The organism is Enterobacter sp. 3U4 (assembly GCF_057224565.1).
On the sequence record NZ_CP136665.1, the window covers coordinates 3,790,116 to 3,816,211 of the forward strand.

Consider the following 26,096-nt stretch of genomic DNA (forward strand, 5'->3'; position numbering starts at 1 on the left):
GATTAGAACTGTGCTTCTTCCGTTGAACCCGTTAAGGCGGTGACGGAGGAGGTGCCGCCCTGAATAATCGTGGTCACGTTATCGAAGTAGCCGGTTCCCACTTCCTGCTGGTGAGAGACGAAGGTATAACCATCTTTGCCCGCCGCAAATTCCGGCTGCTGCACCTTCTCAACGTAGTGCTTCATGCCCTCACCCTGCGCATAGGCGTGCGCCAGGTCGAACATGTTGAACCACATGCTGTGGATGCCTGCCAGAGTAATGAACTGGTATTTGTAGCCCATGTCGGACAGCTGCTGCTGGAAGCTGGCGATCGTTTTGTCATCCAGCTTTTTCTGCCAGTTGAAGGACGGCGAGCAGTTGTAGGCCAGCAGCTTGCCCGGGTATTTCGCGTGGATGGCGTCGGCAAAGCGTTTTGCCAGCGCCAGATCAGGCGTGGAGGTTTCACACCAGACCAGGTCCGCGTAAGGCGCGTACGCCAGGCCGCGGCTGATCGCCTGTTCAATGCCGGCATGGGTGCGGTAGAAGCCTTCACTGGTACGCTCGCCGGTGATGAACTCGCTGTCGTACGGGTCGCAGTCAGAGGTGATCAGGTCCGCCGCGTCCGCATCGGTACGGGCAATGACCAGCGTCGGCACGCCGAGCACGTCAGCAGCCAGACGCGCGGCAACCAGCTTCTGCACGGCTTCCTGAGTCGGAACGAGCACCTTACCGCCCATGTGTCCGCACTTCTTCACTGACGCCAGCTGGTCTTCGAAGTGAACGGCCGCTGCACCGGCCTCAATCATCGATTTCATCAGCTCGAAGGCGTTCAACACGCCGCCGAAGCCCGCTTCCGCATCCGCGACGATCGGCAGGAAATAGTCAATAAAGCGCGGATCGTTAGGTTCGATTCCGGCGGCCCACTGGATCTGATCCGCACGGCGGAAGGTATTGTTGATCCGATCCACCACCGACGGCACGGAGTTAGCCGGATAGAGCGACTGATCCGGGTACATGCTGGAGGCCAGGTTAGCGTCCGCCGCAACCTGCCAGCCGGAGAGGTAAATCGCCTCAATACCGGCCTTCGCCTGCTGCAGCGCCTGACCGCCGGTCAGCGCGCCGAGGCTGTTGATGTAGCCCTTTTTAGAGCCTCCGTGCAGCAGCTTCCACATTTTCGCCGCACCGTTCTGTGCCAGCGTGCATTCCGGATTGACCGAGCCGCGTAATTTCACCACTTCTTCCGCGCTGTAAGGACGGCGGATGCCTTCCCAGCGAGGTTGTGTCCACTCTTTCTTTAACTCTTCGATTTGTTGGGTACGGGTTTTCATGTGCAGATGCTCCATATTGTTATGTGGTGAGTTACGCCAGGAAGCGGTAGCCCGGCAGGGTCAGGAAGTCGATTAAGTCATCTGATGTGGTGATTTGCTCCATCAGGCGCGCAGCGTCGTCAAAGCGTCCGCTGCTGAAGCGGTGTTCGCCCAGCTCGTCCTGGATCACCCGCATCTCTTCGGCCAGCATCTGGCGGAACAGGGATTTGGTCACCGGCTTGCCGTTACTGAGCGTTTTTTGATGGTGGATCCACTGCCAGATAGAGGTACGTGAGATCTCCGCCGTCGCAGCATCTTCCATCAGGCCGTAGATCGGCACGCAGCCATTGCCGGAGATCCACGCTTCGATGTATTGCACGGCGACGCGAATATTGGCACGCATACCCTCTTCCGTCCGCTCACCCGCGCACGGTGCCAGCAGCTGTTCTTCAGCCGTTGGGGCATCGTCTTCGCGCGTGACAAACAGCTGGTTTTTATTGTCACCGAGTACGCGGTTAAAGACCTCCATCGCCGTATCGGCCAGGCCCGGATGGGCAATCCACGTCCCGTCATGGCCGTTGCGTGCTTCAAGCTCTTTATCGGCTTTCACCTTGTTGAGCACCTGATTGTTGCGCTCTGCGTCTTTGCTCGGGATAAAAGCCGCCATGCCGCCCATCGCAAAGGCACCGCGCTTGTGGCAGGTTTTGATCAGCAGACGCGAGTAGGCGCTCAGGAACGGTTTATCCATGGTCACGACCTGGCGATCCGGCAGTACGCGATCGGGATAGTTTTTCAGGGTTTTGATGTAGCTGAAAATATAGTCCCAGCGTCCGCAGTTCAGGCCGACGATGTGGTCGCGCAGGGCGTGCAGAATTTCATTCATCTGGAACACGGCGGGCAGCGTTTCAATCAGCAGCGTGGCTTTGATAGTGCCGCGCGGCAGGTTGAAACGGTCTTCCGCGTAGCTGAAGACCTCGCTCCACCAGGCCGCTTCCTGCCAGGCCTGAGTTTTAGGCAGATAGAAATACGGGCCGCTGCCCTTCGCCAGCAGGGCTTTGTAGTTGTGGAAGAAATAGAGTGCGAAATCAAACAGGCTGCCCGGAATGGCTTCCCCACGCCAGGTGACGTGTTTTTCAGGCAGGTGCAGGCCGCGTACGCGACAGATCAGTACCGCCGGGTTCGGCTTGAGCTGATATATTTTGCCGGCTTCGTTGGTATAGCTGATGGTGCCGTTCACGGCGTCGCGCAGGTTGATCTGCCCATCGATAACTTTGTTCCAGTCTGGCGCCAGCGAGTCTTCAAAATCGGCCATAAAGACTTTAACGTTGGCGTTCATGGCGTTGATCACCATTTTGCGCTCTACCGGACCGGTGATCTCAACGCGACGATCCTGTAAATCTTCAGGGATGCCGCGGATTTTCCACTCACCGCGTCGAATGGAAGCGGTTTCCGAAATGAAGCCAGGCAACTTGCCATCGTCAATTTCCTGCTGCTGATGAATACGTGCCGCCAGCAGCTTATTACGCTGCGGCGTAAAGCGAGTCACCAGTTCAGTCAGAAATTCTACCGCTTCCGCCGTCAAAACTTGCTGCTCTTGCTCGCCATACGGCTGGGTAAAGGCCAGTTCATCGACCGTCGTTGCCTGTTGAGTCATTACTCTGCTCCTCATCAAAGATCCAAAATCACGCTCCCGATGCGAACGAAAGATCGTTGGGTAGTTTCGCTCAGCAGAATTAAGACTATCTCTATTTTTTCTAAAATCAAAAACAATTTCCATTTTAATTGTTAATTGCAATTAATTGATTGATTTTATTGAGATTGAATTTTTACTGAATGATGAGGGGTATTTCGGAAATAAAAAAGGCACCCGAAGGTGCCTGATTTGAATAGCTGAAACGCTTTAGGATCGTTTAGTGCAGAAGATTACTCCAGCGTCGGATTCATGTGACGCAGATCGTATGGTGTTATCTGGTAAACGTAATAGTTGAGCCAGTTAGTAAAAAGCAAATTCCCGTGGCTGCGCCAGGTCGCTCTCGGTTTGTTTTGCGGATCGTCTTTCGGGAAATAGTTGTACGGTACATCTGGATTAAGACCCGCTTCGACATCACGGAAATACTCTGACGCAAGGGTGTGCGGATCGTACTCAGGATGCCCGGTCACAAAGGCAATGCGCTTATCTTTACTGGCAAACAGGTAAGCGTCCCCATCTTCCGTTTCAGCCAGAATCTCCAGATCGGTGTAATCACGAATCAGCTGGGCCGGGAAGTCAGCGTAGCGAGAATGTGGGGCCAGGAAAGAATCATCAAATCCGCGCGTCAGTAACGCATGGGGATGGAGAATATGGTGTTCGTATACGCCGGAGAGCTTTTCAGTGCGGGTTTGCTTGGGGATGCCATAAAGAATATTAAGTGCGGCTTGTACCGCCCAACAGACAAACAGCGTGGACGTGACGTGATCTTTTGCCCACTCCAGAACCTGTTTGATCTGCGGCCAGTATGCGACATCGTTAAATTCCACTAGACCGAGCGGCGCGCCGGTCACAATCAGACCGTCGAAGTTTTCACCCTGAATGTCATCGAAGTTGCAGTAGAAGTTGTTCAGATGCTCAGAAGGCGTATTGCGTGACTCACGGGCATCGATTCGCAGCAGCTGAATATCGACCTGCAGCGGGGAGTTCGACAGAAGACGCAGGAACTGGTTTTCTGTTTCGATCTTTTTTGGCATCAGATTGAGAATAAGCACCTTCAGCGGGCGAATTTCCTGACCTGTCGCACGCGAAGTCGTCATGACAAAGACGTTTTCTTCACGCAAGAAATTGACGGCTGGTAGCTCGTCCTGCACCCGAATCGGCATAGCTTTATATCCTCACAGCATACGTATAAACGTTTAGACATCCAGACAGCTAACGATACCCAGAAATGGTTTGAATGTCGAGTCTGCAAGCAGAAGGTGAGAAAGTTTCAAGGAGAGGATAGTGCGGTTTGAATTGCCCGGTGACGCTGCGCTTACCGGGCCTATAAAGCCATCCGGCATGTTTTCTGACGCACAAAGCAAAAAACCCCGCACCTTCCGGTGCGGGGTTCTTCTTATTTGATGCCTGGCAGTTCCCTACTCTCACATGGGGAGACCCCACACTACCATCGGCGCTACGGCGTTTCACTTCTGAGTTCGGCATGGGGTCAGGTGGGACCACCGCGCTAAAGCCGCCAGGCAAATTCTGTTAAATCTGTATCAGAGCTGAAAATCGCGTCTCTCTTCGCCGAAACAGCTTCGGCGTTGTAAGGTTAAGCCTCACGGTTCATTAGTATCGGTTAGCTCAACGCATCGCTGCGCTTACACACCCGACCTATCAACGTCGTAGTCTTCAACGTTCCTTCAGGACCCTTAAAGGGTCAGGGAGAACTCATCTCGGGGCAAGTTTCGTGCTTAGATGCTTTCAGCACTTATCTTTTCCGCATTTAGCTACCGGGCAGTGCCATTGGCATGACAACCCGAACACCAGTGATGCGTCCACTCCGGTCCTCTCGTACTAGGAGCAGCCCCCCTCAATTCTCCAGCGCCCACGGCAGATAGGGACCGAACTGTCTCACGACGTTCTAAACCCAGCTCGCGTACCACTTTAAATGGCGAACAGCCATACCCTTGGGACCTACTTCAGCCCCAGGATGTGATGAGCCGACATCGAGGTGCCAAACACCGCCGTCGATATGAACTCTTGGGCGGTATCAGCCTGTTATCCCCGGAGTACCTTTTATCCGTTGAGCGATGGCCCTTCCATTCAGAACCACCGGATCACTATGACCTGCTTTCGCACCTGCTCGAGCCGTCACTCTCGCAGTCAAGCTAGCTTATGCCATTGCACTAACCTCCTGATGTCCGACCAGGATTAGCTAACCTTCGTGCTCCTCCGTTACTCTTTGGGAGGAGACCGCCCCAGTCAAACTACCCACCAGACACTGTCCGCAACCCGGATTACGGGTCTACGTTAGAACACCAGCCATTAAAGGGTGGTATTTCAAGGTCGGCTCCACGCAGACTGGCGTCCACGCTTCAAAGCCTCCCACCTATCCTACACATCAAGGACCAGTGTTCAGTGTCAAGCTATAGTAAAGGTTCACGGGGTCTTTCCGTCTTGCCGCGGGTACACTGCATCTTCACAGCGAGTTCAATTTCACTGAGTCTCGGGTGGAGACAGCCTGGCCATCATTACGCCATTCGTGCAGGTCGGAACTTACCCGACAAGGAATTTCGCTACCTTAGGACCGTTATAGTTACGGCCGCCGTTTACCGGGGCTTCGATCAAGAGCTTCGCGTTGCCGCTAACCCCATCAATTAACCTTCCGGCACCGGGCAGGCGTCACACCGTATACGTCCACTTTCGTGTTTGCACAGTGCTGTGTTTTTAATAAACAGTTGCAGCCAGCTGGTATCTTCGACTGATTTCAGCTCCACCCGCAGGGGCTTCACCTACATATCAGCGTGCCTTCTCCCGAAGTTACGGCACCATTTTGCCTAGTTCCTTCACCCGAGTTCTCTCAAGCGCCTTGGTATTCTCTACCTGACCACCTGTGTCGGTTTGGGGTACGATTTCGTGTTACCTGATGCTTAGAGGCTTTTCCTGGAAGCAGGGCATTTGTTACTTCAGCACCGTAGTGCCTCGTCATCACACCTCAGCGTTAAAAGGTACCGGATTTACCTGGAACCTCCGCCTACATGCTTAAACCGGGACAACCGTCGCCCGGCTAACATAGCCTTCTCCGTCCCCCCTTCGCAGTAACACCAAGTACAGGAATATTAACCTGTTTCCCATCGACTACGCCTTTCGGCCTCGCCTTAGGGGTCGACTCACCCTGCCCCGATTAACGTTGGACAGGAACCCTTGGTCTTCCGGCGAGCGGGCTTTTCACCCGCTTTATCGTTACTTATGTCAGCATTCGCACTTCTGATACCTCCAGCATGCCTCACAGCACACCTTCAACGGCTTACAGAACGCTCCCCTACCCAACAACACATAGTGTCGCTGCCGCAGCTTCGGTGCATGGTTTAGCCCCGTTACATCTTCCGCGCAGGCCGACTCGACCAGTGAGCTATTACGCTTTCTTTAAATGATGGCTGCTTCTAAGCCAACATCCTGGCTGTCTGTGCCTTCCCACATCGTTTCCCACTTAACCATGACTTTGGGACCTTAGCTGGCGGTCTGGGTTGTTTCCCTCTTCACGACGGACGTTAGCACCCGCCGTGTGTCTCCCGTGATAACATTCTTCGGTATTCGTAGTTTGCATCGGGTTGGTAAGCCGGGATGGCCCCCTAGCCGAAACAGTGCTCTACCCCCGAAGATGAGTTCACGAGGCGCTACCTAAATAGCTTTCGGGGAGAACCAGCTATCTCCCGGTTTGATTGGCCTTTCACCCCCAGCCACAAGTCATCCGCTAATTTTTCAACATTAGTCGGTTCGGTCCTCCAGTTAGTGTTACCCAACCTTCAACCTGCCCATGGCTAGATCACCGGGTTTCGGGTCTATACCCTGCAACTTAACGCCCAGTTAAGACTCGGTTTCCCTTCGGCTCCCCTATACGGTTAACCTTGCTACAGAATATAAGTCGCTGACCCATTATACAAAAGGTACGCAGTCACACCACGAAGGTGCTCCCACTGCTTGTACGTACACGGTTTCAGGTTCTTTTTCACTCCCCTCGCCGGGGTTCTTTTCGCCTTTCCCTCACGGTACTGGTTCACTATCGGTCAGTCAGGAGTATTTAGCCTTGGAGGATGGTCCCCCCATATTCAGACAGGATACCACGTGTCCCGCCCTACTCTTCGAGTTCACAGCCTGTGTGCTTTCGTGTACGGGACTGTCACCCTGTACCGTGCGACTTTCCAGACGCTTCCACTAACACACAAGCTGATTCAGACTCTGGGCTGCTCCCCGTTCGCTCGCCGCTACTGGGGGAATCTCGGTTGATTTCTTTTCCTCGGGGTACTTAGATGTTTCAGTTCCCCCGGTTCGCCTCGTTAACCTATGTATTCAGTTAACGATAGTGCAACGAATTGCACTGGGTTTCCCCATTCGGACATCGCCGGGTCAAAGGTTCATATCACCTCGCCGGCGCTTTTCGCAGATTAGCACGTCCTTCATCGCCTCTGACTGCCAGGGCATCCACCGTGTACGCTTAGTCGCTTAACCTCACAACCCGAAGATGTTTCACTTCTGATTGCGAAAATTTGAGAGACTCGAACACACCTTAAAGATGTGTCGTTTCAATTTTCAGCTTGATCCAGATTTTTAAAGAGCAAATATCTCAAACATGACTCGCAAGTCAGTTTTGAGATATGACGGCAGGTGACTTTCACTCACGAACCAGCAAGTGGCGTCCCCTAGGGGATTCGAACCCCTGTTACCGCCGTGAAAGGGCGGTGTCCTGGGCCTCTAGACGAAGGGGACACTGAAGTCTCAATCGCAAGACGCCTTGCTATTTACTTTTCATCAGACAATCTGTGTGAGCACTACAAAGGCAGGTTCTTTAAGGTAAGGAGGTGATCCAACCGCAGGTTCCCCTACGGTTACCTTGTTACGACTTCACCCCAGTCATGAATCACAAAGTGGTAAGCGCCCTCCCGAAGGTTAAGCTACCTACTTCTTTTGCAACCCACTCCCATGGTGTGACGGGCGGTGTGTACAAGGCCCGGGAACGTATTCACCGTAGCATTCTGATCTACGATTACTAGCGATTCCGACTTCATGGAGTCGAGTTGCAGACTCCAATCCGGACTACGACGCACTTTATGAGGTCCGCTTGCTCTCGCGAGGTCGCTTCTCTTTGTATGCGCCATTGTAGCACGTGTGTAGCCCTACTCGTAAGGGCCATGATGACTTGACGTCATCCCCACCTTCCTCCAGTTTATCACTGGCAGTCTCCTTTGAGTTCCCGGCCGAACCGCTGGCAACAAAGGATAAGGGTTGCGCTCGTTGCGGGACTTAACCCAACATTTCACAACACGAGCTGACGACAGCCATGCAGCACCTGTCTCAGAGTTCCCGAAGGCACCAAAGCATCTCTGCTAAGTTCTCTGGATGTCAAGAGTAGGTAAGGTTCTTCGCGTTGCATCGAATTAAACCACATGCTCCACCGCTTGTGCGGGCCCCCGTCAATTCATTTGAGTTTTAACCTTGCGGCCGTACTCCCCAGGCGGTCGACTTAACGCGTTAGCTCCGGAAGCCACGCCTCAAGGGCACAACCTCCAAGTCGACATCGTTTACGGCGTGGACTACCAGGGTATCTAATCCTGTTTGCTCCCCACGCTTTCGCACCTGAGCGTCAGTCTTTGTCCAGGGGGCCGCCTTCGCCACCGGTATTCCTCCAGATCTCTACGCATTTCACCGCTACACCTGGAATTCTACCCCCCTCTACAAGACTCTAGCCTGCCAGTTTCGAATGCAGTTCCCAGGTTGAGCCCGGGGATTTCACATCCGACTTGACAGACCGCCTGCGTGCGCTTTACGCCCAGTAATTCCGATTAACGCTTGCACCCTCCGTATTACCGCGGCTGCTGGCACGGAGTTAGCCGGTGCTTCTTCTGCGGGTAACGTCAATTGCTGAGGTTATTAACCTCAACACCTTCCTCCCCGCTGAAAGTACTTTACAACCCGAAGGCCTTCTTCATACACGCGGCATGGCTGCATCAGGCTTGCGCCCATTGTGCAATATTCCCCACTGCTGCCTCCCGTAGGAGTCTGGACCGTGTCTCAGTTCCAGTGTGGCTGGTCATCCTCTCAGACCAGCTAGGGATCGTCGCCTAGGTGAGCCGTTACCCCACCTACTAGCTAATCCCATCTGGGCACATCTGATGGCAAGAGGCCCGAAGGTCCCCCTCTTTGGTCTTGCGACGTTATGCGGTATTAGCTACCGTTTCCAGTAGTTATCCCCCTCCATCAGGCAGTTTCCCAGACATTACTCACCCGTCCGCCGCTCGTCACCCGAGAGCAAGCTCCCTGTGCTACCGCTCGACTTGCATGTGTTAGGCCTGCCGCCAGCGTTCAATCTGAGCCATGATCAAACTCTTCAATTTAAGTTTGATGCTCGTGAATTAAACTTCGTAATGAATTACGTATGTTCACTCAGAGACTTGGTATTCATTTATTGTCCGAAGACATTAAGAATCCATGTCACTTTGAGTGCCCACACAGATTGTCTGATAAATTGTTAAAGAGCAGTGCAACGCGGCTTTCGCTCACCGTTGCGAGGTGGCGTATATTACGCTTTCCTCTTTCAGAGTCAACCCGTTATTTCAGGATTTTTTCTCTTCAACCGACCGGGTTGTTTGTGAAGTGATTCACATCCGCCGTGTCGATGGAGGCGCATTATAGGGAGTTCCCGAACGACCGCAACCGAAAAGTTGCAAAAAAATGACTGACTGCTGCATTCCCCAGCAAAACCCCGCCTTATACCTTTTTACACACAGACTTATCCACAATGATACGAAAAAGTGAAAATGTGCGAGCGTTGCGCAAACGTTTTCGTTAAAATGCTCGCGCTTAACAAGGATGCCCCGTCAGGTGTGTTAGATGAGTTTTTCGCAGGAAAATTCATCTAACGCTCTCTGTAATCGTGAAATCCAGGGGATTTACCATGCAACAACGTCGTCCAGTCCGCCGCGCTCTGCTCAGTGTTTCTGATAAAGCCGGTATCGTCGAATTCGCTCAGGCACTTTCCGCACGCGGTGTGGAGCTGCTTTCTACAGGCGGTACCGCTCGCCTGTTAGCAGATAAAGGTCTGCCGGTAACCGAAGTGTCCGATTACACCGGTTTCCCGGAAATGATGGATGGACGCGTCAAAACCCTGCACCCGAAAGTGCACGGCGGTATTCTTGGCCGTCGCGGTCAGGACGACGCTATTATGGAACAGCATGATATCGCCCCGATCGACATGGTTGTCGTTAACCTCTACCCGTTCGCCCAGACCGTTGCCCGCGAAGGCTGTTCTCTGGAAGATGCTGTAGAGAATATTGATATCGGCGGCCCAACCATGGTGCGCTCAGCAGCCAAGAACCATAAAGATGTGGCTATCGTGGTGAAGAGCAGCGATTACGAGACCATTATTAATGAGATGGATGCCAACCAAGGGTCATTGACTCTGGATACCCGTTTCGACCTCGCCATTAAAGCCTTCGAGCACACCGCGGCGTATGACAGCATGATCGCCAACTACTTCGGTAGCCTGGTGCCGGCGTACCACGGTGAAAGCAAAGACCCTTCTGGCCGCTTCCCGCGTACCCTGAATCTGAACTTCATTAAGAAACAAGATATGCGCTACGGCGAGAACAGCCACCAGCAGGCAGCCTTCTACATAGAAGAAGAGGTAAAAGAAGCCTCTGTTGCGACCGCTCAGCAGGTTCAGGGCAAAGCGCTCTCCTATAACAACATTGCTGACACCGACGCCGCGCTGGAGTGCGTGAAAGAGTTCAACGAGCCTGCCTGCGTTATCGTCAAGCACGCAAACCCATGCGGCGTTGCCGTGAGCACTTCTATTCTGGATGCCTACGATCGCGCTTACAAAACCGACCCGACCTCCGCGTTCGGCGGCATTATCGCCTTCAACCGCGAGCTGGATGCTGAAACGGCTCAGGCCATCATCTCCCGACAGTTCGTTGAAGTGATCATCGCGCCAGCCGCATCTGAAGAAGCGCTGAAAATCACCGCGGCAAAACAGAACGTGCGCGTGCTGATTTGCGGCCAGTGGGCAGAACGCGTGCCGGGCCTGGACTTCAAACGCGTGAACGGCGGCCTGCTGGTTCAGGACCGCGATCTGGGTATGGTCACAGAAGCCGACCTGCGCGTAGTGACCAAACGTCAGCCGACCGAACAGGAACTGCGTGATGCGCTGTTCTGCTGGAAAGTCGCGAAGTTCGTTAAATCCAACGCCATCGTCTACGCCAAAGAGAACATGACCATCGGGATAGGCGCAGGCCAGATGAGCCGCGTTTACTCTGCGAAAATCGCGGGTATTAAAGCAGGTGACGAAGGTTTGGAAGTCAAAGGCTCCGCCATGGCTTCTGACGCCTTCTTCCCGTTCCGTGACGGCATCGACGCCGCAGCCGCTGTCGGCATCACCTGCGTGATCCAGCCTGGTGGTTCAATCCGCGACGACGAAGTGATTGCCGCCGCCGACGAACACGGCATTGCGATGATCTTCACCGACATGCGCCACTTCCGCCATTAATTCCCGGAGCTGAAAATGAAAGTATTAGTAATTGGTAACGGCGGACGCGAGCACGCTCTGGCGTGGAAAGCGGCGCAGTCTCCGCTGGTGAAAACGGTCTTCGTGGCGCCGGGTAACGCCGGTACCGCACTGGAGCCGACTCTACAGAACGTTGCCATTGGCGTAACCGACATTCCGGCGCTGCTGAGCTTTGCCCAGAGCGAGAAAATCGACCTGACCATCGTCGGCCCGGAAGCGCCGCTGGTGATTGGCGTGGTGGATGCGTTCCGCGCAGCGGGCCTGAAAATCTTCGGCCCAACGGAAGGCGCCGCGCAGCTGGAAGGCTCCAAAGCCTTCACCAAAGATTTCCTCGCGCGCCACAACATCCCGACCGCGGAGTATCAGAACTTCACCGAAGTGGAGCCCGCGCTGGCTTACCTGCGTGAGAAAGGCGCCCCGATTGTTATTAAGGCCGACGGCCTGGCCGCCGGTAAAGGCGTGATCGTCGCGATGACGCTCGAAGAAGCCGAAGCCGCGGTTCAGGACATGCTGGCAGGTAACGCCTTTGGCGATGCAGGCCACCGCATCGTGATCGAAGAATTCCTCGACGGTGAAGAAGCGAGCTTTATCGTTATGGTTGACGGTGAGCACGTTCTGCCGATGGCCACCAGCCAGGACCACAAGCGTGTGGGCAATGGCGACACGGGTCCTAACACCGGCGGGATGGGCGCTTACTCCCCTGCTCCGGTCGTGACTGACGAAGTCCACCAGCGCACCATGGATCGCATCATCTGGCCTACCGTGAAGGGAATGGCAGCAGAAGGGAATACCTACACCGGTTTCCTTTACGCAGGTCTGATGATCGACAAGCAGGGTAACCCTAAGGTCATCGAATTCAACTGCCGCTTTGGCGATCCGGAAACGCAGCCAATCATGCTGCGCATGAAGTCCGATCTGGTGGATCTGTGCCTGGCAGCCTGCGAAGGCAAGCTCGATGAGAAAACTTCAGAGTGGGACGAACGAGCGTCTCTGGGGGTGGTGATTGCTGCAGGTGGTTATCCGGGCAACTACAACACCGGGGATGAAATACACGGTCTGCCGCTGGAAGAGATTGAAGGCGCGAAGGTATTCCATGCAGGTACGAAGCTGGCTGAAGACGATCGCGTCCTCACCAACGGCGGCCGCGTGCTGTGTGCAACCGCGCTGGGTAATACCGTGGCAGAAGCGCAGAAGCGTGCCTATGCGCTGATGGCGGATATTCACTGGAACGGCAGCTTTAGCCGTCAGGATATCGGTTATCGCGCGATTGCACGTGAGCAGGGCGAGTAATTTCACATCCTCACCCTAACCCTCTCCCAAAGGGAGAGGGGACTTAAATCAAAAACTCTTTTCTGTCGGCTGCCAGGTGCAGAAGTCTTCGTTCGCCACCAGCAGCAGCTGAGAGCCTTCCGGCGCTTCCAGCCACGCCACGCTCACCTCTATCGATGAATGTCGCTGACGGCGTTGAATGTGTTCGATTGCCCAAGATTCGAGCTCAGGCTTGACCGTCTGTCCTTCACAGGTTGTCACCGTACCATCGCTATGCCAGCGTCCCTGGCGCAGCATAACGCGGCCCAGACGAAGCGCATCGCTGGTCTGGCGGATTTGTTCGGCACGATAACGGTAGAGGGCGATTTGATCGCTGGAAAGCTGCTGTTTTTGACCGCTGACTTCGCGCTGCATAAAGCTCAGCTCGCCATGGTCGTCAAAACGCACTTTCACGTGTTCGGGGGTCTTGCTGTAGACGTTCAGCTCAATCAGCGACAGGTCATCTCCCTGCCAGCGATATTCCGCAGTCGACGTATTGCCGTTATGCCACGGGCTGAAGGCAGAAAGCAGATGCACTTCGCCGCCGGAATCTTTGCGCCAGATCCTGACCGCGCCCTGGTTGTCCGCGTAGCCGCTGGCGGTAAACGGCGGCAGGGAGGTGTCGTGGCTGCAGGCGGACAGCAGCAGCATGCCTGCCAGCGCGAGCGTTCCACGCCAGAAAGACAAAAGGGGCGTTGCCGCCCCTTCGCTAAAACTGTTCACTGCCACGCGTCTTACTTAACAGCGTCTTTCAGTGCTTTACCAGAAACAAATGCCGGCACGTTAGCTGCGGCGATTTTGATTTCTTTACCGGTCTGCGGGTTGCGGCCAGTACGCTCAGCGCGGTGGTTCACTTTGAAGGTACCGAAACCAACCAGTTGTACAGCATCACCTTCTTTCAGAGACTCAGTAATAGCAGCCAGGGTAGATTCCAGAGCAGCTTTAGCCTGCACTTTAGACAGATCAGCCTTGTCCGCAATTACATCAATCAGTTGAGTCTTGTTCATAAGTTATCCTTTCAATGTGTTTATCGCTTGCTAAGCATCGAGTGCGACGAAAATGCCAAAAAAGCACTCTCCTGCATACACGCACCGATAGCCACTTTTTTTCGCCCCCCAAATGTAGACCAGACAAGGGGCGAAAGGGAAGAGTCGAGGAGCGACAAAACGGGCGTTATCTCAAGTTTTATTGTCTCATTGGTTAAAAATTATACCAATATTGCTCTCACCAGCCTCTCGTAAGTCCGCGCGCAGCCCTTTTATCAGTTCGATATCGCGTTCTTCACACTCTGCCAGCAGGCGGAAAATTTCCCACTGAATGTCCCATTCTTGCTCAACGGCAGGGTTTGCGCGCAGCTCTTCGTCGGTCATCTCGCGACCTTCCTGGGTCATTTCCAGCATCGCGACGGTCGTAATAGATGCCTTACTGACTTCAATTGCGTGCTCCAGCGTTTCACCGCTCAGACGGGAGTGGAGCAGTTCGCTTAACGCCACGCAGGCATCTATCGCCGGGTAGACGCCGTACAGGTCAAAATCATCCGCAACCGGAATCGCCTCTTCGAGCTTTTCGAGCTGAGAGTCGAAATTCACCTTCGCGTCTTTCACCGTCAGCGTTTCCCAGATCAGATCCAGAATGCGGCGATAGATATGGCCATCACCAAAGCCCGTCTGCTTGCAGAACGCGGCATAGTTGGGATACATACGCTCGCACAGGCAAGCCATAAAGGTGACGTGTTGCCAGCTTTCCAGCTTTTCAAGGCGCAGGTGAATCGGGTTTTGTAGCATGATGATCTCTCGAATCGATAATTAGGCGCAGTTTACCTGAATCATCGCTGAATTTCCTGCCAACGAACAAAAGCCGGACGCGAAGACGCCACGGCGTCTGCCCAGCGCGTCGGCTCCGGCAAGCGGTAGCCCCTCATGCAGCGCTGAACCCACGCAAGGGCGCTGTCCATGCTCACCCGATGGCCGGTGGCAATAAAAAGCGGGTTACAGCGCGCCTTGCTGCGCCAGACCCACGCCAGCTGCTCACCTTTATGGATAAGCGGCGCCAGCGCGCCCGGCTCAGCAGAAAGAGGTTCAAACGCGCCGCACAGGCGTTTCTTGGCAACGCCAATGGTCGGCACATCCACCAGCAGCCCAAAATGGCTGGCAACGCCTAAACGTCGCGGATGTGAGATACCGTGCCCATCGACAAACAGCAGGTCAGGTTTTTGCGAGAGTTGCTCCCACGCTGCCAGCAGCGCGGGATATTCACGAAAGGAGAGAAAGCCCGGAATGTAGGGCATAGTGGTGGCAATACGCGCTACCTTGTACTCCACCAGCTCGAGCGACGGGTACTTCAGTACCACCATCGCCGCTCGCGTCACTTCCCCACCCTGCTCAAATCCGACGTCTGCTCCGCCAATGTACTGCGGATGATCCTTATCCAGACGATCCTCGCGGATCACCGATGAGGCCAGTTCGATTTGCTGAGCGCGTAGCGACGCGAGATCCATAACCACTCCTTACTTGTGATACTGGGCAGAAAGCCGATGCACCGCCTCCACAAATACGCCTGCGTGTTCTGGCGGCACATCCTGATGAATGCCGTGACCGAGGTTAAAGACGTGGCCTTCCCCCTGGCCGAAACCAGACAGTATAGTCGAGACTTCTTCTTCAATGCGGGCTGGCGGCGCATAGAGCATGGACGGGTCCATATTGCCCTGCAGCGCCACTTTGTCGCCCACGCGACGGCGCGCATCGGCGATATCGGTGGTCCAGTCGAGACCCAGCGCGTCGCAGCCGGTTGCCGCCATCGCTTCCAGCCACTGACCGCCACCTTTGGTGAACAGCGTCACCGGCACGCGGCGGCCTTCGTTTTCACGCAGCAGGCCGTCAACGATTTTATGCATGTAGTACAGGGAGAACTGCTGATAATCGCGGCCGGTTAGCACGCCGCCCCAGGTGTCGAAAATCATCACCGACTGCGCACCCGCCTTAATCTGCGCGTTGAGGTAGAGCGTGACGCTCTTCGCCAGCTTGTCGAGCAGCGCATGCAGGGCCAGCGGCTCGGCGTACATCATCTTTTTAATCATGGTGAAAGCTTTGCTGCTGCCCCCTTCCACCATGTAGGTCGCCAGCGTCCACGGGCTGCCGGAGAAGCCAATCAGCGGCACTTCGCCTTTCAGCTCGCGGCGAATGGTGCGCACGGCATTCATCACGTAGCCCAGCTCGCCTTCCGGATCGGGGATCGGCAGCTTGTCCACGTCGGCTTTGCTTTTGATTGGGGAGGTGAAACGCGGACCTTCACCGGTTTCGAAGTACAGGCCAAGGCCCATGGCATCCGGAATGGTCAGAATATCCGAGAAGAGGATCGCAGCATCCAGCGGGAAGCGGCGCAGCGGCTGGAGCGTCACTTCGCAGGCCAGCTCGGCGTTTTTGCACAGCGACATAAAATCGCCCGCCTGCGCGCGCGTGGCTTTGTACTCTGGCAGATAGCGTCCCGCCTGGCGCATCATCCACACCGGGGTGACATCAACGGGCTGGCGCAGCAGCGCACGCAGATAACGATCGTTCTTCAGTTCGGTCATTTTTGCAGTTCCTTAAGCGTCATGGCCTCAGTGTAACACTACTCATACTCGGCCCGACACATTGCCACGGTATCTTCTATCAGCCGACGCGCCACGGTGCCTGGCGGAGGTAACAGCGGTAAATCGTCGTAGCGATACCAGTTCGCTTCCAGCAGCTCTTTCTGGTCAATCACGATCTCACCGCTGTCGTATTCGGCCATAAATGCCGTCATCAGCGACTGCGGGAACGGCCACGGCTGGGAGGTGACGTAGCGCAGGTTCTTCACTTTGATTCCGCTCTCCTCCATCACCTCGCGCGCCACCGCCTGTTCCAGCGTTTCGCCCACTTCGACGAAGCCGGCCAGCACGGTGTGAATGCCGTTGCGATGACGGGTATGCTGCGCCAGCAGGATGGAATCCTCCCGGCGGATAGCGACGATAATGCACGGCGCAATCTGCGGATAGTAGCGTTCGCGGCAGTGGCTGCAGAGCATCGCCCACTCGGTTTTGCTCGGGCGCATGGTATGACCGCAGTAGCCGCAGTATTTGTGCGAGCGATAAAACTCCGCCAGCTGCACGCCGCGCCCCGCCAGCTGGAACAGCCCCACGTCCAGATCCAGCACCTGGCGCACAGATCCCATATCCTGGCGGCGGGGCTGTTGGATCAACCACACGGGCTCACCCTGCCACTCGCCGATCTGTAGCGCTGGCTGGCCAACGAGATCGAACGTTTCCGCCGTACCGTAGGGCAGTTCTCCACCGGGCAACCATAATTTTTGTTCGTGGCTGACGATCCACCAACCCAGATCTGATTTTTCAATAATACGATCCATATCTATTGCACTACCTTCGCTTCACTGACATGTTGTTAGCATTGTGGTTACATTCTGGATAAGCAGATTCAATCCTACACTTTGCGGAGTCGACCATGTTAAACCAGCTGGAAAGCCTGACTGAGCGCGTTAGAGGAAGTAATAAACTGGTAGATCGCTGGCTACATGTGCGCAAGCATCTCCTCGTGGCTTATTACAATCTGGTCGGCATTAAGCCTGGCAAAGAATCGTTTATGCGGCTGAACGAAAAAGCGCTGGATGATTTTTGTCAGGGCCTGGTCGACTATCTGTCCGACGGCCATTTCAATATTTATGAACGTATTATCCGCGAAATGGAAGGGACAACACCGTATTTAGCGGCCAGCAAGCTCTATCCGCTGCTGGAAGCCAACACCCAGCAGATCATGGATTACTATGATTCCGCGCTCGAGAACGCCATCGATCACGATAACTATCTTGAGTTCCAGCGGGCGCTATCCGACCTCGGTGAAGCTCTGGAAGAGCGATTCACGCTGGAAGATAAGCTGATTGCCCTCGTGCTGGACAGTGATTTGAACATCAGTAACGAAGAGAACGTCGCGCGCCCTGCTTGAGTTCTTAATCGTTAACGAGTAATTTACAACCATTCGCCCCTCTCACGAGGGGGATTTTTCTTGTCGGAGTGCCCAGAGCGAAAGCCGGGCTGAGACCGTTAATTCGGGATCCGCGGAACCTGATCAGGTTAATACCTGCGAAGGGAACAAGAGTCACACTGCTGTTGTATCGCCCCCCGGGCGATCCTCTCTTGCTTCATCCGTCGTCTGACAAGCCATGTCCTTCACTTTTGGAATGAGCTATGTCTACTGCAAAACTGACCCGCCGCGAACAGCGCGCACAGGCCCAACACTTCATCGACACCCTGGAAGGCACCGCTTTCCCGAACTCGAAACGCATCTACATTTCCGGCTCGCAGGCCGATATCCGCGTCCCGATGCGCGAAATCCAGCTCAGCCCGACGCTTATCGGCGGCAGCAAAGAGAATCCGCAGTATGAAGACAACGAAGCCGTACCGGTGTATGACACCTCCGGCCCGTATGGCGACCCGTCTGTTACGATCAACGTCCAGCAGGGTCTGGCAAAGCTGCGCCAGCCGTGGATTGACGCGCGTAACGACTGCGAAGAGTTGAGCGTGCGCAGCTCTGCGTACACCAAAGAGCGCCTGGCCGACGACGGTCTGGACGAGCTGCGCTTTAACGGCCTGCTGACGCCAAAACGCGCCAAAGCGGGCAAATGCGTGACCCAGCTGCACTACGCCCGCCAGGGTATCGTCACGCCGGAGATGGAGTTCATCGCCATCCGCGAAAATATGGGCCGCGAGCGCATTCGTAGCGAAGTGCTGCGCTATCAGCATCCGGGTGAAGGCTTTGGCGCTCGCCTGCCGGAGAACATCACGCCGGAGTTTGTGCGCGACGAAGTGGCCGCCGGCCGCGCAATTATCCCCGCCAACATTAACCACCCGGAATCCGAGCCGATGATTATCGGCCGCAACTTCCTGGTGAAGGTCAACGCGAACATCGGTAACTCGGCCGTGACCTCCTCCATCGAAGAAGAGGTGGAAAAGCTGGTCTGGTCCACGCGCTGGGGCGCGGACACGGTAATGGACCTCTCCACTGGCCGCTATATTCACGAAACCCGCGAATGGATCCTGCGTAACAGCCCGGTACCGATTGGCACCGTCCCGATTTATCAGGCGCTGGAGAAGGTCAACGGCATTGCCGAAGACCTCACCTGGGAAGCGTTCCGCGACACGCTGCTGGAGCAGGCCGAGCAGGGCGTGGACTACTTCACCATTCACGCGGGCGTGCTGCTGCGCTACGTGCCGATGACCGCGAAGCGTCTGACCGGCATCGTCTCGCGCGGCGGTTCCATCATGGCGAAGTGGTGCCTCTCCCATCACCAGGAAAACTTCCTTTACGAGCACTTCCGCGAGATCTGCGAAATCTGCGCCGCCTATGACGTCTCCCTGTCGCTGGGCGACGGTCTGCGTCCGGGCTCTATTCGTGACGCCAACGACGAAGCGCAGTTTGCCGAGCTGCACACGCTGGGCGAACTGACCAAAATCGCCTGGGAGTATGACGTGCAGGTGATGATTGAAGGTCCGGGACACGTGCCGATGCAGATGATCCGCCGCAACATGACCGAGGAGCTGGAGCACTGCCACGAAGCGCCGTTCTATACCCTGGGGCCGTTGACCACTGATATTGCGCCGGGCTATGACCACTTCACGTCAGGCATTGGGGCGGCGATGATCGGCTGGTTCGGCTGCGCCATGCTCTGCTACGTGACGCCGAAAGAGCACCTCGGCCTGCCAAACAAAGAGGACGTGAAGCAGGGGTTGATCACCTATAAAATTGCCGCCCACGCGGCGGATCTGGCCAAGGGCCACCCGGGGGCGCAAATCCGCGATAACGCCATGTCGAAGGCGCGCTTTGAATTCCGCTGGGAAGACCAGTTCAACCTGGCGCTGGATCCGTTCACCGCACGCGCCTATCACGACGAGACCCTGCCGCAGGAATCGGGCAAAGTCGCCCACTTCTGCTCTATGTGCGGGCCAAAATTCTGCTCAATGAAAATCAGCCAGGAAGTGCGCGACTACGCCGCAGCGCAAACCATTGAAGTGGGCATGGCGGACATGTCTGAAACCTTCCGCGCCAGAGGCGGCGAAATCTACCTCAAAAAAGAGGAGGCGTAATGTACCAGCCCGATTTCCCACCCGTCCCCTACCGTTTAGGGCTCTATCCGGTGGTGGACAGCGTGGCGTGGATAGCGCGACTGCTGGAAGCAGGCGTTCGCACGATCCAGCTGCGCATCAAGGACAAGCACGATGACGAGGTGGAAGCCGATGTGGTTGCCGCCATCGCGCTGGGGCGCCGGTATAACGCCCGCCTGTTTATCAACGACTACTGGCGGCTGGCCGTTAAGCACCGGGCGTACGGCGTGCATCTGGGCCAGGAGGACCTGGAAACAACGGATCTGAGCGCTATCCGCGAAGCCGGACTGCGTCTTGGCGTGTCAACGCACGATGACATGGAGATCGACGTGGCCCTGGCGGCCCGTCCCTCTTACATCGCGCTCGGTCACGTCTTCCCGACGCAAACCAAGCAGATGCCCTCCGCACCGCAGGGCCTGACGCAGCTGGCGAGTCACGTTAAACGCCTTGCCGATTACCCCACCGTCGCCATCGGCGGAATAAGCCTTGAACGTGCCCAGGCGGTTCTGGAGACCGGCGTCGGCAGCATCGCCGTCGTCAGCGCCATCACCCAGGCCGCAGACTGGCGGTCCGCCACCGAACAGCTTTTACAGCTGGCAGGAGCAGGCGATGAACGATCGTGACTTTATGCGCTACAGCCGTCAGATCCTTCTGGAGGATATCGCCATCGACGGGCAGCAAAAACTGCTCGCCAGCCGGGTGCTGATTGTTGGCCTGGGGGGATTAGGCGCACCCGCCGCGCTCTATCTGGCAGGCGCGGGCGTCGGCACGCTGGTGCTGGCCGACGACGATGAGGTTCACCTCAGCAACCTGCAGCGGCAAATCCTCTTTACTACCGACGATATCAACCAGCCGAAAGCGCAGATCACCCGGCAGCGGCTGAACCAGCTTAACCCGGATATCGAGCTGATTGCCTTACAGGAGCGTCTTAGCGGTGAAAGCCTGCGCCGTGAAGTCGCCCTTGCCGACGTGGTGCTGGACTGTACCGACAACATGGCGACACGCCAGGCGATCAACGCCGCGTGCGTGGCAAATCATACGCCGCTTATCACCGCCAGCGCGGTGGGGTTCGGCGGGCAAATGATGGTTCTGACGCCACCGTGGACGCAGGGCTGCTATCGCTGCCTGTGGCCGGACGATGCCGAGCCGACGCGCAACTGCCGTACGGCGGGCATTCTTGGTCCGGTGGTCGGCGTGATGGGCACCATGCAGGCGCTGGAGGCCATCAAGCTGCTCAGCGGCATGGAGACGGAACGCAATACGCTACGGCTGTTTGATGCCCGCTCCAGCGGCTGGCGCCAGCTGGCGTTACGCCGCGCCAGCCGCTGCCCGGTATGCGGAGGCCGCGATGCGCATTCTGTTTAACGATGAGCCGATGAGATGCGACGACGGGCTTACCGTTGCCGCACTGCTCGACAAGCTGCGTCAGCTCAAGCCGGGAACGGCGCTGGCGCTCAATCAACAGATCCTGCCGCGCGAGCAGTGGGAACATCAGCAGGTCAATGAAGGCGACCAGATCCTGCTGTTTCAGGTCATCGCAGGGGGCTGAGATGTTACGTATTGCCGATAAGGTTTTTGATTCGCATCTGTTTACCGGAACCGGAAAATTCGCCTCGCCGCAGCTGATGGTGGATGCCATTCGCGAAAGCGGCAGCCAGCTGGTGACGCTGGCGCTCAAGCGCGTGGATCTGCGCCATCACAGCGATGCCATTCTGGCTCCGTTGCTGGAAGCAGGCGTGACGCTGCTGCCCAACACCTCCGGAGCGAAAACCGCCGAAGAGGCGATTTTTGCCGCACAGCTGGCGCGTGAGGCGCTCGGCACCCGCTGGCTGAAGCTGGAAATCCATCCGGATGCCCGCTGGCTGCTGCCCGACCCGATTGAAACGCTGAAAGCGGCTGAAAAGCTGGTTCAGCAAGGGTTTACCGTCCTGCCTTACTGCGGGGCCGACCCGGTGCTGTGCAAACGTCTCGAAGAGGTCGGCTGCGCCGCCGTCATGCCGCTGGGGGCCCCCATTGGCTCCAACCAGGGGCTGGAAACCCGCGCGATGCTGGAAATCATTATTGAGCAGGCCACCGTGCCGGTGGTGGTTGATGCGGGCATTGGCGTACCCAGCCATGCCGCGCAGGCGCTGGAAATGGGTGCTGACGCGGTGCTGGTGAATACGGCTATCGCGGTTGCCGACGATCCGGTCATGATGGCGCGGGCATTCCGCCTGGCCGTGGAGGCTGGCCTGCTGGCAAAGGGCTCCGGCCCCGGCTCGCGCAGTTTCCAGGCGCAGGCCACCAGCCCGCTGACCGGTTTTCTGGAGGCGATCTCATGAGCACGTTTACCGAGCGCTGGCGGCAGCTTAACTGGGACGACATTGCCCTGCGCATCAACAGCAAAACGGCAACTGACGTGGAGCGCGCGCTGCATGCCCGTCACCTTACCCGCGAGGATCTGATGGCCCTGCTCTCCCCGGCGGCCAGCGCGTACCTCGAACCGATGGCCCAGCGAGCGCAGCGGCTCACCCGCCAGCGTTTTGGCAACACGGTGAGTTTCTACGTGCCGCTCTATCTCTCAAACCTGTGCGCCAATGACTGCACCTACTGCGGCTTTTCCATGAGCAACCGCATCAGGCGTAAAACGCTCGATGAAGGAGAGATTGCCCGTGAGTGTGCTGCCATTCGTGAAATGGGCTTTGAACACCTTCTGCTGGTCACGGGCGAGCATCAGGGAAAAGTGGGAATGGACTATTTCCGTCAGCACCTTCCCGCCATTCGTCGTCAGTTTGCGTCGTTGCAGATGGAAGTGCAGCCTCTGTCGCAGGAGGAGTACGCGGAGCTCAAAACGCTCGGGCTGGACGGCGTTATGGTCTATCAGGAAACCTACCACGAGGCGACGTACGCCCGGCACCACCTGAAAGGCAAGAAACAGGATTTCTTTTTCCGCCTGGAAACGCCGGACAGGCTGGGTCGCGCCGGCATCGACAAAATTGGTCTGGGTGCGCTGATTGGGCTCTCCGACAGCTGGCGGGTGGATTGTTACATGGTGGCGGAACATCTGCTGTGGCTTCAGCAGCGCTACTGGCAAAGCCGTTATTCCATCTCCTTCCCGCGTCTGCGTCCCTGCGCGGGAGGAATTGAACCGGCTTCTCTGATGGATGAACGCCAGCTGGTGCAGACCATCTGCGCGTTTCGCCTGCTCGCCCCGGAAGTTGAATTATCGCTCTCGACCCGTGAGTCCCCGGCGTTTCGCGATCGCGTTATCCCGCTTGCGATTAACAACGTCAGCGCGTTTTCCAAAACGCAGCCTGGCGGCTACGCCGACGATCGTCCGGAGCTCGAGCAGTTTGTGCCGCATGACGGGCGACGCCCGGAAGCGGTCGCCGCAGCCCTGACGTCGCAGGGTCTTCAGCCTGTCTGGAAAGACTGGGACAGCTGGCTGGGAAGAGCCTCGCAATGACGTTGAAACGCACTGCAACATCATAAAAAATTGTCGAGGCGCGACGAAAAGGCAAAACCGGAGGATTGTCAGCGATCGTCCGGTTTTTTTATTGTCACACGGTCAGCAAAGGATGCTGACCAGGGCGAAAAGCTTCTTCCTCGTTTCGCCCTGCCTCTGGTTCATTGCACAAACGGCCCCTGCCAGTTTAATAAGTATTTTCTTAATGGTTCTTAAGATAAATCATCCCGTCAGAAATCGTGTGCCGTATAATTCACCGCTAACCGCAGGACAGCGACTATGCTGAGAGGATATCGGCAGACGAACAGTATTCACCATCAGGAACGATGTACAGCTCATGGCACTTCACAGCAAAAAGCTCTCTTTTACCCGGCCTATTATGCTCAGCTTCGCGGGGATCCTCTGCAGTTTTGCGGTGATCGCAATTGCGGTGACGCTTTCGCAACGGAAGGATTTTCTTGAGGATTATCATAAGATCAATAGCAACTTCACGCACAACCTGGCGGTGAACTACACCGAGTCGATCCTGCGTGAAAACGACTATATCCTGGGCCGTGCCGCGATGTACTTTTCGCGTAACGACAGGCTAAACGAGACGCTCAACGTCAACCCGACGCAAGGGCTGCAGATGGTGATGCATCTGCAGAACCTGATGCCAACCGTCTCCTCCATCTCGCTGGCGGACACGCAGGGGCATTATCTCCGCGCACCGGAAGTACTCCCCACGGAGAAGAGTAAAATCTTCGATCCCCGGACGCGGCCGTGGTTTGTTGCTCAGGCCGAAGCCAGTATCTTCAGCCACTATACTCGCCCCTACATGGACTACTTCACCGGTCATCCGACGGTCACACTCTATAAGCCATTGATTTCACCGGAAGGCAGACTGAAGGGAACGATCGCGTTTCATCTCGATTTGACGTCAATGGGCTACACCCTGCGTCAGATGGTAGCGCCCGTTCAGGGGGAATTCTTCGTCGTCGAACGCGATGGCGCCGTTGTGCTTCATCCGGATACAGGCGCGCTGTTCAAACAGTACGTTAGCGAAGCGCTGATGGACAAAATGACCAGCGGCGAAGGCCATCTTTACGACAAGAAAAGCAACGCCTGGTATTACTACTACTCGTTTACCAACCCGGACTGGTTTGTCATCTACCGGGTCTCTGGCGAGACGCTCACCGATATCACCCGTCACGAAACAACGATTGTTGGCTGGGGGTTTGCGCTGGCGGCCATCATCATCATTCTCTTCGGCTTATACCTCCGCCACGCCTCCCGTAGCGTGCTGATGCACATTATCAATGCTATCAAAACCGGCGACGTCAGCGAGGCGCCGCGCCTGGAAGCGATGCTGAGCCACACGATTCAGTCCAATAAAGAGCGTGAGATGGCCTATGTGCGCCAGGCCACCCACGATGCGCTGACGGGCTGTAAAAACCGCCGCGCGTTCGACAGCGATATTGCGGAGCTGCTGAATGCACAGCAGCCTTTCGCGATGGCGCTGGTGGACATTGATAACTTCAAGTCGATTAACGACACGCTTGGCCACCTGACCGGTGATATTGTTCTGCGCAACGTGGCCCGCGAAGGGATCCAGATCATGCAGCCACATCACGTCTCGCTTTACCGTTATGGTGGAGAAGAGTTCGCGGTAATTTTCCAGGCTGAGCAGATGACGTCTGCGCTGTCATTACTGGAAGCGTGGCGTACCGCTGTTGAAAATCGCGTCTGGCGGGAAGAAAACCTGCGGGTTACGTTCAGCGGCGGTCTTGGGGAGTGGCATTTTGAACCGCTGGATCAATTTATCGGGAGCGTTGATAACGCCCTCTATAGCGCAAAACAGCAGGGCAAAAACCGCATCAATCGAACGTCCATCAGCTAATCCTCTCTCTTTCACCCTGCCCGTTTCCACGGGCCGGGTACCCGACAATGCAAAATTGTAACCGGTTTCAGAAAATCGCCGGTTTCTTTGTGATGCCTGACACACAATCGCGGTAAAGCGGTTGTTGAAGCGGTCTGCACGGGATAATTATCAATAAACACATGTAGATCGAGGCTGATTATGAAGAACATCGTTTTATGCTGTGCAGCGGGAATGTCAACCAGCATGCTGGTTCAACGTATGAAAGACGCCGCGCAGAAAAAAGGGGTTGAAGTCACCATTAAAGCCGTTCCGGTTGCGGAGTTTAAAGACAACATCGCGACGGCCGACATCGTATTGCTGGGGCCACAGGTTAAATACGAGCAGGCTAAACTCCAGGCGCAGGCCGACCCGTTGGGTAAAAAGGTCGCGGTGATCGACATGATGGATTACGGCATGATGAAAGGTGATGCCGTACTGGAAAAAGCACTCAAACTTCTGGAGTCATAATGGAAGACTTAGAAACCACGATTATGGAACTGCTTGTTAACGCAGGCGCGGCGCGTAGTGCAGCCCTGACGGCGTTGCAGATGGCGCGTAAAGGTGAGTTTGACGAAGCTGAAAAAGCGATGGAAGAGTCGCGTGAATATGTGAAGCATGCGCACACCATACAGACGCAGCTTATCGGTCTTGATGAGGGGACCGGGAAGCTTCCGGTTAACCTGATCACCGTCCACTCGCAGGATCACCTGATGAATGCGATGGTCATTCAGGACCTCGCGGGCGATATGATTGAGCTTTATCGCCGGATCCCGTTGGTGAATTGAAAACA

The 26,096-nt window shown here is 56.0% G+C and carries 21 protein-coding genes, 1 tRNA gene, 3 rRNA genes and 1 riboswitch; of the genes, 12 read left to right on the forward strand and 13 right to left on the reverse strand.

Annotation, left to right across the window (positions count from 1 at the left end):
• Nucleotides 1-2: 2 nt before the first annotated feature.
• From aceA to RVY89_RS18105, 7 genes are all read right to left on the reverse strand, one after another.
• Nucleotides 3-1,307, reverse strand: a complete 1,305-nt coding sequence (aceA, locus tag RVY89_RS18075) for an isocitrate lyase (protein ID WP_023334117.1) — start codon at nt 1,305-1,307, stop codon at nt 3-5.
• A gap of 31 nt (nt 1,308-1,338) precedes the next feature.
• Entirely contained in the window at nt 1,339-2,940 is a 1,602-nt protein-coding gene (gene aceB, locus RVY89_RS18080; protein ID WP_047650891.1) for a malate synthase A, read from the reverse strand.
• A gap of 269 nt (nt 2,941-3,209) precedes the next feature.
• The gene (gene metA, locus RVY89_RS18085) at nt 3,210-4,139 is read right to left on the reverse strand and encodes a homoserine O-acetyltransferase MetA (protein WP_008503405.1); all 930 of its coding nucleotides are present in this window, start codon (nt 4,137-4,139) and stop codon (nt 3,210-3,212) included.
• A gap of 242 nt (nt 4,140-4,381) precedes the next feature.
• Nucleotides 4,382-4,497 (reverse strand): 5S ribosomal RNA (gene rrf, locus RVY89_RS18090).
• A gap of 69 nt (nt 4,498-4,566) precedes the next feature.
• Nucleotides 4,567-7,470 (reverse strand): 23S ribosomal RNA (locus RVY89_RS18095).
• Between the two features lie 182 nt (nt 7,471-7,652).
• Nucleotides 7,653-7,728: transfer RNA gene (locus tag RVY89_RS18100), tRNA-Glu, on the reverse strand.
• A gap of 85 nt (nt 7,729-7,813) precedes the next feature.
• Nucleotides 7,814-9,353 (reverse strand): 16S ribosomal RNA (locus RVY89_RS18105).
• Together the 16S, 23S and 5S rRNA genes with 1 tRNA gene alongside form the textbook arrangement of a ribosomal RNA operon.
• A gap of 560 nt (nt 9,354-9,913) precedes the next feature.
• Here RVY89_RS18105 and purH point away from each other — a divergent pair.
• Together purH and purD are read left to right on the forward strand one after the other, a co-directional pair.
• On the forward strand, nt 9,914-11,503 hold the full coding sequence (gene purH, locus RVY89_RS18110) for a bifunctional phosphoribosylaminoimidazolecarboxamide formyltransferase/IMP cyclohydrolase (protein ID WP_484826070.1): 1,590 nt from the start codon (nt 9,914-9,916) through the stop codon (nt 11,501-11,503).
• Nucleotides 11,504-11,518: 15 nt separating this feature from the next.
• Nucleotides 11,519-12,811: a phosphoribosylamine--glycine ligase gene (purD, locus tag RVY89_RS18115; protein ID WP_484826071.1), complete on the forward strand. Its 1,293-nt coding sequence runs from the start codon at nt 11,519-11,521 to the stop codon at nt 12,809-12,811.
• Nucleotides 12,812-12,859: 48 nt separating this feature from the next.
• Here the strand turns inward: purD and RVY89_RS18120 are convergent, their stop codons facing one another.
• From RVY89_RS18120 to nudC, 6 genes are all read right to left on the reverse strand, one after another.
• Nucleotides 12,860-13,552, reverse strand: a complete 693-nt coding sequence (locus RVY89_RS18120) for a DUF1481 domain-containing protein (protein WP_484827956.1) — start codon at nt 13,550-13,552, stop codon at nt 12,860-12,862.
• An 11-nt stretch (nt 13,553-13,563) separates the two neighbouring features.
• Complete coding sequence (gene hupA / locus RVY89_RS18125; protein WP_002445246.1) at nt 13,564-13,836, reverse strand: nucleoid-associated protein HU-alpha; 273 nt, start codon at nt 13,834-13,836, stop codon at nt 13,564-13,566.
• 186 nt (nt 13,837-14,022) lie between these two features.
• Nucleotides 14,023-14,613: a YjaG family protein gene (locus RVY89_RS18130; protein ID WP_008503468.1), complete on the reverse strand. Its 591-nt coding sequence runs from the start codon at nt 14,611-14,613 to the stop codon at nt 14,023-14,025.
• 41 nt (nt 14,614-14,654) lie between these two features.
• Nucleotides 14,655-15,326, reverse strand: a complete 672-nt coding sequence (gene nfi / locus RVY89_RS18135) for a deoxyribonuclease V (RefSeq protein WP_484826072.1) — start codon at nt 15,324-15,326, stop codon at nt 14,655-14,657.
• Between the two features lie 9 nt (nt 15,327-15,335).
• Nucleotides 15,336-16,400 carry a uroporphyrinogen decarboxylase gene (gene hemE / locus RVY89_RS18140; RefSeq protein ID WP_029742041.1) on the reverse strand — a complete coding sequence of 355 codons (1,065 nt, stop codon included), beginning with the start codon at nt 16,398-16,400 and terminating at the stop codon, nt 15,336-15,338.
• A 38-nt stretch (nt 16,401-16,438) separates the two neighbouring features.
• Nucleotides 16,439-17,212, reverse strand: a complete 774-nt coding sequence (gene nudC, locus RVY89_RS18145) for an NAD(+) diphosphatase (RefSeq protein WP_484826073.1) — start codon at nt 17,210-17,212, stop codon at nt 16,439-16,441.
• Between the two features lie 95 nt (nt 17,213-17,307).
• On the opposite strand from nudC, the gene rsd reads away from it, so the two are divergent.
• The 10 genes from rsd (at nt 17,308) to RVY89_RS18195 (ending at nt 26,091) form a co-directional block, all read left to right on the forward strand.
• Nucleotides 17,308-17,805 (forward strand): sigma D regulator, encoded by a 498-nt coding sequence (rsd, locus tag RVY89_RS18150; protein WP_484826074.1) that lies wholly within the window; start codon nt 17,308-17,310, stop codon nt 17,803-17,805.
• A 54-nt stretch (nt 17,806-17,859) separates the two neighbouring features.
• A riboswitch (TPP riboswitch) is annotated at nt 17,860-17,968 on the forward strand.
• Nucleotides 17,969-18,047: 79 nt separating this feature from the next.
• Nucleotides 18,048-19,943 carry a phosphomethylpyrimidine synthase ThiC gene (gene thiC / locus RVY89_RS18155; RefSeq protein ID WP_484826075.1) on the forward strand — a complete coding sequence of 632 codons (1,896 nt, stop codon included), beginning with the start codon at nt 18,048-18,050 and terminating at the stop codon, nt 19,941-19,943.
• Nucleotides 19,943-20,584, forward strand: a complete 642-nt coding sequence (gene thiE / locus RVY89_RS18160; protein WP_484826076.1) for a thiamine phosphate synthase — start codon at nt 19,943-19,945, stop codon at nt 20,582-20,584. The genes thiC and thiE overlap by 1 nt, the downstream gene beginning before the upstream one ends.
• The gene (locus tag RVY89_RS18165; protein WP_484826077.1) at nt 20,571-21,326 is read left to right on the forward strand and encodes a HesA/MoeB/ThiF family protein; all 756 of its coding nucleotides are present in this window, start codon (nt 20,571-20,573) and stop codon (nt 21,324-21,326) included. Before thiE ends, RVY89_RS18165 begins: the two co-directional genes overlap by 14 nt.
• A complete protein-coding gene (thiS, locus tag RVY89_RS18170) occupies nt 21,310-21,510 on the forward strand; it encodes a sulfur carrier protein ThiS (RefSeq protein WP_032644502.1) in 201 nt (66 codons plus the stop codon). The genes RVY89_RS18165 and thiS overlap by 17 nt, the downstream gene beginning before the upstream one ends.
• A gap of 1 nt (nt 21,511) precedes the next feature.
• Nucleotides 21,512-22,282 carry a thiazole synthase gene (gene thiG, locus RVY89_RS18175; protein ID WP_126535174.1) on the forward strand — a complete coding sequence of 257 codons (771 nt, stop codon included), beginning with the start codon at nt 21,512-21,514 and terminating at the stop codon, nt 22,280-22,282.
• Entirely contained in the window at nt 22,279-23,406 is a 1,128-nt protein-coding gene (gene thiH, locus RVY89_RS18180; protein ID WP_484826078.1) for a 2-iminoacetate synthase ThiH, read from the forward strand. The genes thiG and thiH overlap by 4 nt, the downstream gene beginning before the upstream one ends.
• A 337-nt stretch (nt 23,407-23,743) precedes the next feature.
• Nucleotides 23,744-25,285, forward strand: a complete 1,542-nt coding sequence (locus tag RVY89_RS18185) for a sensor domain-containing diguanylate cyclase (RefSeq protein WP_484826079.1) — start codon at nt 23,744-23,746, stop codon at nt 25,283-25,285.
• A 180-nt stretch (nt 25,286-25,465) separates the two neighbouring features.
• Nucleotides 25,466-25,774 (forward strand): PTS sugar transporter subunit IIB, encoded by a 309-nt coding sequence (locus tag RVY89_RS18190; protein WP_010425948.1) that lies wholly within the window; start codon nt 25,466-25,468, stop codon nt 25,772-25,774.
• Complete coding sequence (locus RVY89_RS18195) at nt 25,774-26,091, forward strand: PTS lactose/cellobiose transporter subunit IIA (protein ID WP_008503455.1); 318 nt, start codon at nt 25,774-25,776, stop codon at nt 26,089-26,091. Before RVY89_RS18190 ends, RVY89_RS18195 begins: the two co-directional genes overlap by 1 nt.
• The last annotated feature ends 5 nt before the right edge of the window (nt 26,092-26,096 follow it).